Below are 10,370 nucleotides of genomic sequence, written 5' to 3' on the forward strand. Positions count from 1 at the left end.
CAGCCCGGTTACCTGTACACGCTCCAAATCGACGAATACCGCGTCGCGCAGCCGCTGTTCCGGCTCGGGCTGTTCCGCGAGCCGAACTTCGGTTCGGGGCTGCTCGGCAACCTGCTGTGCCGGATCGGCACGAGCTCGGTGCCGTTCATGCTGCCGCTGCTGATGCAGGTGCAGCTCGGCTATACGCCGCTGCAGTCGGGGATGATGATGCTGCCGGCCGCGATCGCGGGCGTCATCGCGAAACGCTGGATCGCGCCGCTCGTGAAACGCTTCGGCTACGCGGCATTTCTGGTCGTGAATACGGGAATCGTCGGGTGTGCGATCGCGGGGTTCGCGCTGGTGTCGGCGCGGCCCGCGCCGGTGCTGGAAGGCGTGCTGCTGATCGTGTTCGGCGCCGCGAACTCGATGCAGTTCGCGGCGATGAACGGCGTGACGCTCAAGGGGCTGTCGCATGCCGACGCCGGCAGCGGCAACAGCCTGTTCACGATGATGCAGATGCTGGCGATGGGGCTCGGCGTGTCGATCGGCGGCGGCCTCGTCAACCTGTTTGCCGCCTATCGGGGCTCGATGGCGCACGGATTCATGCTGTCGTTCGCGTGCATGGGCGTGGTGACGCTGCTGTCGTCCGTCGTGTTCCGGCGGATCGATACGGCCGCGCCGCCGGCCAGTGCGGCAGCGCGCCCGTCCGCGTGAGCGCCCCTGTCAGTTCACCTGGCGCCGCTCGACGACGCGCTTGAGCACCCAGCGAATCGACGAGCCGTCGGCCGGCGGCTGCGCGACGCGGTATTCGTCGATTTGGAGCGTGTACAGGTAACCGGGCTGGTACGCGAAGCCTTCAATGCCCGCGTACCACAGGCTCCACGGCTCGCTCGGGCTGCTGCGCACCTGCAGGCACTCCATCGGCGCGACGCCCGTGCAGCGCGCGGATTGCGGCGCGACATAGACAGTCTTGGTCACCGGCTTGCTGTCAGCCGGGCGCACCGCGTTCGGCGCCGTGGCGACTGCGTCGGTCTGGCATCCGGCGAGGAGCGTGCTGCCGGCAATGACGGCCGCGCCGAGCAGCGTTCTGGATGGGCGAATCATCTGATGGTCCTCAGGAAGCGTTGGAGGGCCGTTTAGACGGCCGGTGCGACGAGAAAGTTCACAAACAGCTTACAGATCATCGATCTCCCCCTCGCTCGCCGGATGTCGCTTGGGAGTCGTCGCGTTACCGCGTTCCGGTTCGGCCGCGTGCGTCGCCGCCAGCGGGTCGCCCATGCAGCGGTTCTTTCGCTGATCGGCATCACGCGACAGGCGATGCGCGTCGGGACGTTGCCGCACGGCATACCGTCGGCTGAGCGAAGCGATCGTTGCCGGCAGGTTCACTGCGTGGCGATCGTGTACCATCGGCGCTTCCCGATATGCCTGATCGCGCTGCGTTCGTCCGCCCGGCTCCCTGCGTACGATCCACGCGGCGCACCCCGCTTCGCATGACCTCACCCGTTCCGTCCGACACCGCGCTGCGCCCGCTGCCGATCGATGCACTCACCGTGCCGGCCGCGCTCGACGGACGCACGGGCACCAACCGCTCGAACAGCGCGCATCCGCAGATTGCCGCGACCAACGACCTCGACGCGGTGCGCGCCTGGCTCGCCCGTTTCGTCGATACGCCGACCACGTTCCAGAACTATCGCAAGGAAGCCGAACGCCTGCTGCTGTGGGCCGTGATCGCATGCGGCAAGCCGCTGTCGTCGCTCACGCACGAAGATCTGGTCGTCTACCGGCAGTTCCTGCTCGCTCCCGCACCGGCCGACCTGTGGTGCGCGAACGGCGGGCGCAAGCATCCGCGCGACGATCCGCGCTGGCGGCCGTTCTACGGGCCGCTGTCGGCGGCCAGCCAGCGGCAGGCGCTGGTGATCCTGAACGTGATGTTCTCGTGGCTCGTGCAGGCGGGCTACCTGGCCGGCAATCCGCTCGCGTTGTCGCGTCAGCGGCAGCGCCGGCCCGCGCCGCGCGTCACGCGCCATCTCGGGCAGCCGTTGTGGCAGTCGGTCAAGGACGCGATCGCCGCGATGCCGCGCGACGACGCACGGACGAGTTTCCATGCGGATCGTGCGCGCTGGCTGTTCACGCTGCTGTATCTCGGCGGGCTGCGCATCACTGAAGCGGCCGACACGACGATGGGCCAGTTCTTCTGCCGGCGCGACGCGGACGGGCGCGATCGCTGGTGGCTCGACGTGACGGGCAAAGGCGGCCGGCAGCGGCTCGTGCCGGCCACCGACGAAATGATGGCCGAGCTGTCGCGCTACCGGCATGCGCATGGCCTGCCCGCGTTGCCGTCCGACGGCGAGACCACGCCGCTCGTGCTACCGGTCGGCCAGACGCGCAAGCCGCTCACGCGCGCGGCGCTGCACCGGATCGTGAAGCAGGTGTTCCGGCACGCGGCCGACCGGTTGCGCGCGAACGGCGAAGCCGGCGAGCAGCAGGCGCGCGTGCTCGAACAGGCGTCCGCGCACTGGCTGCGCCACAGCGCGGGCTCGCACATGGCCGACGGCCGCGTCGACCTGCGGCTCGTGCGCGACAACCTCGGCCACGTGTCGCTCACGACGACGAGCCAGTACCTGCACGCGGATGACGACTGGCGGCATCGCGAGACGGAGGAAAAGCACCGGATCGGGTGGTGAAGGATCGACGGGACGGCTTTGTCCTGTCGGGATGCGGCACCGTCGGCCCGCCCTCAACCGCTCGATCAGCGCGCCACGCCCGCATACCACGCAGCGGCGGCCGCGATTTCGTCCGGCGTCAGGTTGCGCGCGATATTGCGCATCTGCTCGGACGTATCGTTGTGCCGTGCGCCGCTCGCGAAATCGGCCAGTTGCGCCTTCGTATACGCGGCCGGCAAGCCGTCGAGCCACGGGCTGCCCGTCTGGTGATCGATGCCGCCGTGACACGCCGCACAAGCCGGGATGTTGCGCATCGGCGCGCCGTGCACGACGATGTCCGGCGCGTCGCCGGTTCGCCGCGCAGCCGGCCGGGGCAACGACGCGTAGTACGCGGCGAGATCCCGCATGTCCTGATCGCCGAGCCCCCGCACCATCGGCGACATCACCGCGTTCTGCCGCGCGTCGCCCGCGAAGTCGCGCAACTGCTTGTACACGGCAATCGCGTATTGCCCGGCGAGATTCGGCGAATTCGCGTTGCTCATCCCCTTTTCGCCATGGCACATCGTGCAGCGAAGCGACAGCGTCGCGCCGCGGCCGATCGACAGGCGCGTCGCATCCGACAGCAATTGCGGCGTGACTTCCACGTGACTGACCGGATAGGCCGGCATGACCGGTGCATCGCCGCCGGTGAGCCACTGACGCGGCACGCCGGCTGCGCTGCAGATCGCGTTCCACACGCCCTGGAACTGCGCATCGCGCTGCACCGACGGCAGCCACACGAAGCCGACGAATGCCGACACCAGCGCAATGCCGAGCGTCCCGCCGACGCTCGCGCGGAACCACGGATTGCGCAGCGAGAACAGGCGTTCGTCGCTCATGGGTGCGCTCCGATCATGATCGCCGGCACGGCCGTATCGTCGCGCGCCATCAACTGCACGATCGGATAGCCGTAGTTGACGACCGTGAGGCCGATCATCAGCGTCAGCCACAGCGCGAACCCGTTGAGCGCGACGGGCACCGAAGGCGTTTCGTGCACCGGCGTGCTGAAGCGGTACGGGTCGGGTTCGACGCGCGGCGCGGCATGCCCGCGAATCAGCACGACAAAGAACAGGATCGCCGATGCGACGAGGATGAGCCCGCCGATCGCCGACATCGCGACCCACACGGCCTGCGCCGCCAGCGCCGGATCGCCGTAGTCGTAGTAGGCCATCCGGCGCGGCATGCCGAGGATGCCGACCCAGTGCCACGGAAATGTCGTGACGATCATCCCGATGAACCACAGCCAGAGCTGCCAGCGCATCAGGCGCACATGCGTGAGCGCGCGCCCCGTGAGGTGCGGCCACAGGTCGTACGCGATCGCGAAGTACATCGTGACGATCGCGCCCGCGAAGATCAGGTGGAAATGCCCGGTGATCCACTGCGTGTTGTGGATCGTCGTGTCGAGCTGGTAGCTCATGTTGATGAGGCCGCCCGCGCCGCCGAAGCCGAGCATCACGAACGAGAAGGCCAGCGCGAGCATCTGCGGGTTGTCCCACGGCAATGCGGCGAGCCAGCCGAAGGTGCCCTTGCCGCCGCGCAACCGCGCGGCAATCTCGACCGACGCACAGATCGTGAATATCGTCAGCAGCGTCGGCACCGCGACCAGCGACGTGAACACCGATTGCAGGAACTTGAACCCGGCGCCGACCTGCGGATCGGTGAACAGGTGATGAATGCCGATCGGCATCGACACGACGAGGAACAGGATGAACGAGATGCGCGCCATCGCATCGCTGTACAGGCGGCCGCCGATCGCGCGCGGAATGATCGTGTAGTACGCGATGTAGGCCGGCATCAGCCAGAAGTAGACGATCGCGTGCAGTGTCCACGAGAAGAACACGCGCGCCAGCCCAGCATCGATGGTCGACCGGAAACCGAGCGCGACCGGCAGGATCTGGAACAGCACCTCGAGCGCCGCGCCCACCGCGGTCCAGCCCCACAGGTATGCGCCGGCCACCGTCGCGAACATCGCGAGCGGCACCGCCTGGCCGCGATGTTCGCGTTTCCACGCGGCAAGATTGATCGACATCAGCGCGACCCAGATCCACGAGCCGACGACGACGAGCACCACGCCGATGTAATAGAACGCGTTGCCGATCATCGGCGGATAGAACGTGTACAGCACCGACGCGCGCCCCATCGCGACCGGCACGCTGGCAGATACCGCGCCGAGCGCCACCAGCGCCAGCCCGCCCCACGCCCAGCGCAGGCCGATCAGCGGCCGCTTCAGCGCGAGCTCGGTCACCGCATAACCGAAGCCCATCGCGATCAGCGTCGGAAACACATAGCCCATCACGGTGCCGTGCTCCGTCACCGACCGGTAGTACAACTCGGGATTGCGCAGCCATGAGTGCAGCGGGCTGCGCACGATCATCTGCCACGCGCCGAGCGGCAGCGCGACACCAAATGAGATGAACGCGAGCCAGAAATGCGCGAGGACGAGGCGTCGGCTATTTAACACAGCTCAGTCTCCGGGTGCCGGCGGCCATCTGCTGGAAAGCCGCCTTGTCGATCACCTTCACGTGCGCCCACATGCCCTGATGGCCCGTGCCGCAGTATTCATGGCACGGCATCAGGTGATCGGCGGGTTCGGGAAAGCGCGTCCGAAACGTTGCGATATAGCCCGGTTCCACCATCGAATTCAGGTTGGTCCCGGTCACGAGAAAACCGTGCACGACGTCGGCGCTCGTCGCGCGGAACGTGATCGGCGTGTCGGCCGGCACGAGCACGCATTGCGGCGTAAACGAATACTGCTGCGCGACGATCCGCACCGTCACCGAGCCGTCTGCTTCCAGCGCGCTGCCGAGATTGCTCTCGACGAACTCGCCCGCGACGTGCAGCGACTCGGGCCGGATCGTCTCGACGCGCGACGGCGGCATCATGCCCCAGTGCAGGCCCGTATAGATGACCATGCAGACCATCACCGTCACAATGCCCACGGCCACCGTGGCCCAGCGCCGTTCGATGCGGGCGGCGATATCGGCGGAGGGCGTCGAGTCGTCGATGGAAAGATTCTTCATGGTGATCGGGCTACTGGATGACGCCGCGCGGCAGGAAGACCAGGAAGTAAAACGCGAACCACAGCGCGACGACGATCGCCGTCGCGGTGCCGGCCAGCGCGATCGCGCCGCGCGGGCCGCGCCGGACGATCTCGTCGACGCGTTCGTGTTCCGGGTCGGAAGCACCGTCGTGCGGCGCGGGCGATGGCATCGTCGTGTCCTCAGAAGATCGGCGCCGAGCGCAGCGCGTTGACGTCCTTCGCGCTCACCGGCTTGCCGTGATTGCCCCATGTGGTGCGGACGAACGTGACGACGGCCGCCACCTCCTCGTCCGACAGCAACTGCGCGAACGGCGGCATCCCGTACGGCATCGGATTGCGGCGCGTGCCGGGCGCATAGCCGCCGTTCAGCACCATGCGGATCGGGTTGACCGACGACGTCATCTGGATCGACTGGTTGCCGGCGAGCGGCGGGAAATGCGGCGGCTTGCCGCGCCCGTCCGCCGCATGGCAGATCGCGCATTGCGCGTCGTAGATCTTGCGGCCGAGCGGGGCGAGGCGATGGGTCTCCTCGGCGACGGTGGCCGGCGGCGGCGCCGTATCGACTTCGCCGCCCGAGCGCCCCGGCAACGACTTCAGATACACGGCGACCGCGCGTACGTCCTGGTCGTTCAGGTACTGGAAGCTGTCGTAGACGACCTCGGCCATCGGCCCGTAAACCGCGCCGCGATGCGAGATACCGGCCTGCAGCAGATCGGCGATCTCGGTCAGGCTCCAGTCGCCGAGGCCCGCTTCGCGATTCGATGTGAGCGACGGTGCGTACCACTGCTGCAGCGGAATCAGCCCGCCCTGATACGCCTTCGAGCGCGAATTGCCGCCCAGCGCGTTGATCTGCGTATGGCACATCGTGCAGTGGCCGAGCCCCTCGACGAGATACGCGCCGCGATTCCATTCCACGGATTGCGCCGGATCGGGCTGGTACTCGCCTTCGCGGAAAAACAGCGTGCGCCAGCCGAGCAGCAATTGCCGCTGGTTGAACGGGAAGCGCAGTTCGTGCGCGCGGTTCGGCTGGTGCACCGGCGGCGTCGACAGCAGGTATGCATAGATCGCATCCGAATCGGCGCGCGTGACCTTCGTGTACGACCCGAACGGCATCGCCGGATAGATGAACTCGCCGTCGCGCGACCGGCCGTCGTGCATCGTCCGGTAGAACTCGTCGGCCGTCCACGCGCCGATGCCGGTTTCCTTGTCCGACGAAATGTTCGGCGAATAGATCGTGCCGAACGGCGTCTCCATCGGCCGGCCGCCGCCGAACAACTTGCCGGCGGGGATCGTATGGCACGCGATGCAGTCGCCCGCGCGGGCCAGATACTCGCCGCGTGCGATCAGTGGCGCCTGGTCGGCCGGCTTCGGCGCATCGGCTGCCTGCGCGGGCACGATGCACGCGAGCAGGACGGCGAGCATCTCGAGGATTCGTGAGCGGATCACGGTGCGGCTCCGGCTAGTGGCCCATGCTGCCGCAGGCGAGCGGCAGTTTCGCTGCGTCTTGCGCCGCGGGCAGTGGATGCTGCGGCGCCGGTTGCGCGGCGAGCCACGCCGCGACCGCCGTGATGTCGTCTCCGGACAGCTTCGATGCGATGTCGTGCATGCAATCGGGCGCCACCGCGCGGCGCGTGCCGTAACGCCATGCGCCCAGTTGCGCGCTGATGTAGTTCGCGTGCAAACCCACCAGCCCCGGAATCGCCGGCGCCATACCGGTCAGCTCGCGACCGTGGCAACTTGCGCAGGCCGGCACGCCACGCGCGGGATCGCCCGTCATGACGAGCGATCGCCCGCGCTCGAGATCCTTCGGATCGGCGGCAGGCGCGGCGGGCGGCGGATACGGCGGATGCTGCGCGGCGAAGTGCTCGGCGATCTGGTGCAGGTACGGGTCAGGCAGATACGCGAGCAGGTAGTTCATCGGCGGATACTTGCGGCCGCCGTCGCGAAACGCGCGCAGCTGCAGGTACAGGTAGCCGGCAGGCTTGCCGGCGAGACGCGGGAAGTAATCGTTGTCAGTGCCCTCGCCGTGCGCGCCGTGGCAGGCAGCACAGCCCATCACGCGCGCCTGCATCGTGTCGGGCGCGGCTTCCGTGGCCGGCTCGGCAGCGTAGGCCGACGCGCGCCATCCAATGCATAACACGGTCAGCACGACGATGAACAATGCGATGCGATACGTCACCGGCGTCCTCGTTTGACTTGTGTGTGGGGAACAACCACGTCGGATGGCGCGAATCGATCGCGTGGCACACGCTTACGATCGCACTACGCATCGCCTCGATCGTGTCGCCGGGCGAAGTGCGTTTAACCTTAGGAGCTAATTGGAACCTTTTCAAGGAATCTATTCGCGTACCGCGTGCGCAAATCGCTCGAAGGTTGCTCAGGATCAAGGAACGCGCAGGTAGCCACTTCATTCGACGCATTCCTGCTGCTTCCAGCCGCATGCCGCCATGCGTCAAATTAGATGCGCACGCAACCAATCAGTGCCAGCCCCCTGCCGCATCAAGCCTCTCTTTGTTTCCTCATACGACTTGCGCGCGCCACCTCGTGTATTTCCACAATTTCCTTTGGCGATTTCTCCAGTTCGACACGCGCATCGTGTTGCTAGAGTTCAGCACGACCGCTCGCGTAGCCGGTCGGCGATTTCCCGCAGGATTCCCCAAGTACCGGAACGCGGCAACGGAGGCATCGTGAAGACAGACAACATCTTCTCCGACCTGAAGGTCGTCGACCTCGCCAGCTACATCGCCGGGCCGGCCGCCACCACGATCCTGTCGGACTACGGCGCGGACGTGATCAAGGTCGAGCCGCCCGGCCAGGGCGATCCGTATCGGCAGTTCTATGCGACGCCGCCCAATCCCGTGTGCGAGCGCAACTATGCGTGGCAGCTCACCAATCGCAACAAGCGCGGCCTCGCGATCGATCTCAAGCATCCGGCCGCGAAGGACGTGCTCGTGCGGCTCGTCGAATGGGCGGACGTGCTGGTCACGAACTTTCCGCCGAAGGTGAAGCACGCGCTCGGGCTGACCTATGAACAGGTCGGTCCGCTGAACCCGCGTCTCATCTATGCGGACATCACCGGCTATGGTGCGCACGGGCCTGAAGCCGACCGCCCCGGCTTCGACATTACCGCCTACTGGGCGCGCACCGGCCTGATGGAAGTCACGCACGACGCGGGCAGCCCGCCGACGTTGCCGATCCCCGGCATCGGTGATCACGCCACCGCGAGCACGCTGTACTCGGCGATCGTCACGGGCCTCTACCGGCGCGAGAAGACCGGGCGCGGCGGCCATGTCGGCACGTCGCTGATCGCGGAAGGCGCATGGGCGGCCGCCGCATGGATCGAGGGCGGCCTGAACGGCGCGCGCTTCTTCGGCCAGCACAACCGCAAGACGCCGCCGAACGCACTGCTCAATCCGTATCGCACCGCCGACGATCGCTGGTTGCTGCTCGTGGCCGCGCAGGAGAAAGACTGGCCCGGCTTCGTCGGTGCGGTCGGCCTGCCGGATCTGCTGCGCGATCCGCGCTTCGCCGATGCCCACCTGCGCGCGAAGCACGCCGCCGCCCTCGTCGACATCCTCGACCCCGTCTTCGCGAGCCGCCCGCTCGTCGAATGGAAGCAGGCGCTCGACGCGCAGCGCGTGATCTACGGTGTCGTGCAGATCGCCGAGGAGATCGTCAACGATCCGCAGATGCACGAGAACGGCGTGTTCTTGCCGATCGACGATCCGGCGGTCGGCGCACGGCACACCGTCGCGAGCCCGCTGCAGGTCGCCGATACGCCGAAGGAGCTGCCGCGCCGTGCACCGCGCCTCGGCGAGCACACGCGCTCGGTGCTCGCCACGCTGGGGTTCTCGACCGTCGAAACGGACGGCCTGCTGCAGAACGGCGCGGTCAGGCAGGAAGGCGCCGACTGAGCCGCATCCGTTTGCATCGCGGCACGTGATGCCGCCCATCGAGGGGAAGACGATGACCGAAGCCGAAGTGCTCGCATCCGCATTCGCGATGCCGCTGACCAGCCCCGCGTACCCGAAGCCGCCGTTCAGGTTCGTGGACCGCGAATTCATCATCATCACGTACCGCACCGACCCGGCCGCGCTCGAGCGCGTGGTGCCCGCGCCGCTGAAGATCGTGGAGCCGGTCGTGAAATACGAGTTCATCCGGATGCCCGACTCGACCGGCCTCGGTTCGTATACCGAATCGGGCCAGGTGATTCCGGTCACGCTCGACGGCGCGCCGGGCGGCTACACGCACGCGATGTACCTCGACAACCTCGCCGGCATCGCGGCCGGGCGCGAACTGCTCGGCTTCCCGAAAGTGCTCGCGTCACCGAAGCTCGAGGTACGCAACGACAGCCTCGTCGGCACGCTCGACTACAACGGCGTGCGCGTCGCGACCGCGACGATGACCTACAAGTACCACGCGCTCGATATCGACAAGGTCCGTCAATCGCTCGAGACGCCGGGGTTCCTGCTGAAGATCATCCCGCACGTGGACGGCGTCACGCCCCGCCTGTGCGAGCTGGTGCGCTTTCACTCGTTCGACGTGAACATCAAGGATCAATACACAGCTACCCAGTGCCCGGGCACCCACGCCCAATGATTTCCGGCCCAGCGGTAATGCCCCTTCGCCCAGTGATAGCCTGGCGCGGG

At 67.2% G+C, this 10,370-nt stretch carries 13 protein-coding genes; 4 read left to right on the forward strand and 9 right to left on the reverse strand.

Translation table 11 applies throughout. From position 1 onward, the window contains the following. On the forward strand, positions 1-693 hold a 693-nt coding region (locus tag JYJ84_RS19020), incomplete at its 5' end, for an MFS transporter (protein ID WP_205189371.1). Positions 694-702: 9 nt separating this feature from the next. On the opposite strand, the gene JYJ84_RS19025 is transcribed toward JYJ84_RS19020, so the two are convergent. Together JYJ84_RS19025 and JYJ84_RS19030 are read right to left on the reverse strand one after the other, a co-directional pair. Further along, entirely contained in the window at positions 703-1,083 is a 381-nt protein-coding gene (locus JYJ84_RS19025; protein WP_175219649.1) for a DUF4377 domain-containing protein, read from the reverse strand. Between the two features lie 69 nt (positions 1,084-1,152). Beyond that, positions 1,153-1,365: a hypothetical protein gene (locus JYJ84_RS19030; protein WP_205184345.1), complete on the reverse strand. Its 213-nt coding sequence runs from the start codon at positions 1,363-1,365 to the stop codon at positions 1,153-1,155. Between the two features lie 104 nt (positions 1,366-1,469). On the opposite strand from JYJ84_RS19030, the gene JYJ84_RS19035 reads away from it, so the two are divergent. Beyond that, the gene (locus tag JYJ84_RS19035) at positions 1,470-2,663 is read left to right on the forward strand and encodes a tyrosine-type recombinase/integrase (protein ID WP_175219653.1); all 1,194 of its coding nucleotides are present in this window, start codon (positions 1,470-1,472) and stop codon (positions 2,661-2,663) included. A gap of 65 nt (positions 2,664-2,728) precedes the next feature. Here the strand turns inward: JYJ84_RS19035 and JYJ84_RS19040 are convergent, their stop codons facing one another. From JYJ84_RS19040 to JYJ84_RS19065, 6 genes are read right to left on the reverse strand one after another with little or no spacing between them, the layout of a single operon-like run. Further along, positions 2,729-3,520: a c-type cytochrome gene (locus JYJ84_RS19040; RefSeq protein ID WP_122947182.1), complete on the reverse strand. Its 792-nt coding sequence runs from the start codon at positions 3,518-3,520 to the stop codon at positions 2,729-2,731. Continuing rightward, the gene (locus JYJ84_RS19045) at positions 3,517-5,142 is read right to left on the reverse strand and encodes a b(o/a)3-type cytochrome-c oxidase subunit 1 (RefSeq protein ID WP_175219655.1); all 1,626 of its coding nucleotides are present in this window, start codon (positions 5,140-5,142) and stop codon (positions 3,517-3,519) included. Before JYJ84_RS19045 ends, JYJ84_RS19040 begins: the two co-directional genes overlap by 4 nt. Continuing rightward, positions 5,132-5,701, reverse strand: coding sequence for a cytochrome C oxidase subunit II (locus JYJ84_RS19050; protein ID WP_175219657.1), 570 nt, complete (start codon positions 5,699-5,701; stop codon positions 5,132-5,134). Before JYJ84_RS19050 ends, JYJ84_RS19045 begins: the two co-directional genes overlap by 11 nt. Positions 5,702-5,711: 10 nt before the next feature. Then, positions 5,712-5,891 carry a hypothetical protein gene (locus JYJ84_RS19055; protein ID WP_011355005.1) on the reverse strand — a complete coding sequence of 60 codons (180 nt, stop codon included), beginning with the start codon at positions 5,889-5,891 and terminating at the stop codon, positions 5,712-5,714. 10 nt (positions 5,892-5,901) lie between these two features. Continuing rightward, positions 5,902-7,143, reverse strand: coding sequence for a cytochrome c (locus JYJ84_RS19060; protein ID WP_164462833.1), 1,242 nt, complete (start codon positions 7,141-7,143; stop codon positions 5,902-5,904). Between the two features lie 37 nt (positions 7,144-7,180). Next, complete coding sequence (locus JYJ84_RS19065) at positions 7,181-7,792, reverse strand: c-type cytochrome (RefSeq protein WP_236027478.1); 612 nt, start codon at positions 7,790-7,792, stop codon at positions 7,181-7,183. Positions 7,793-8,408: 616 nt separating this feature from the next. Here JYJ84_RS19065 and JYJ84_RS19070 point away from each other — a divergent pair. Continuing rightward, entirely contained in the window at positions 8,409-9,635 is a 1,227-nt protein-coding gene (locus JYJ84_RS19070; protein WP_175219659.1) for a CaiB/BaiF CoA-transferase family protein, read from the forward strand. A 52-nt stretch (positions 9,636-9,687) separates the two neighbouring features. Beyond that, positions 9,688-10,320, forward strand: coding sequence for an acetoacetate decarboxylase (locus JYJ84_RS19075; RefSeq protein ID WP_236027465.1), 633 nt, complete (start codon positions 9,688-9,690; stop codon positions 10,318-10,320). Here the strand turns inward: JYJ84_RS19075 and JYJ84_RS19080 are convergent. Continuing rightward, a partial coding sequence (locus JYJ84_RS19080; RefSeq protein WP_205189372.1) for a YXWGXW repeat-containing protein occupies positions 10,278-10,370 on the reverse strand: 93 nt, incomplete at its 5' end. The genes JYJ84_RS19075 and JYJ84_RS19080 overlap by 43 nt on opposite strands.

It is taken from the genome of Burkholderia sp. LMG 13014 (genome assembly GCF_905232215.1).
Lineage (GTDB): Bacteria > Pseudomonadota > Gammaproteobacteria > Burkholderiales > Burkholderiaceae > Burkholderia.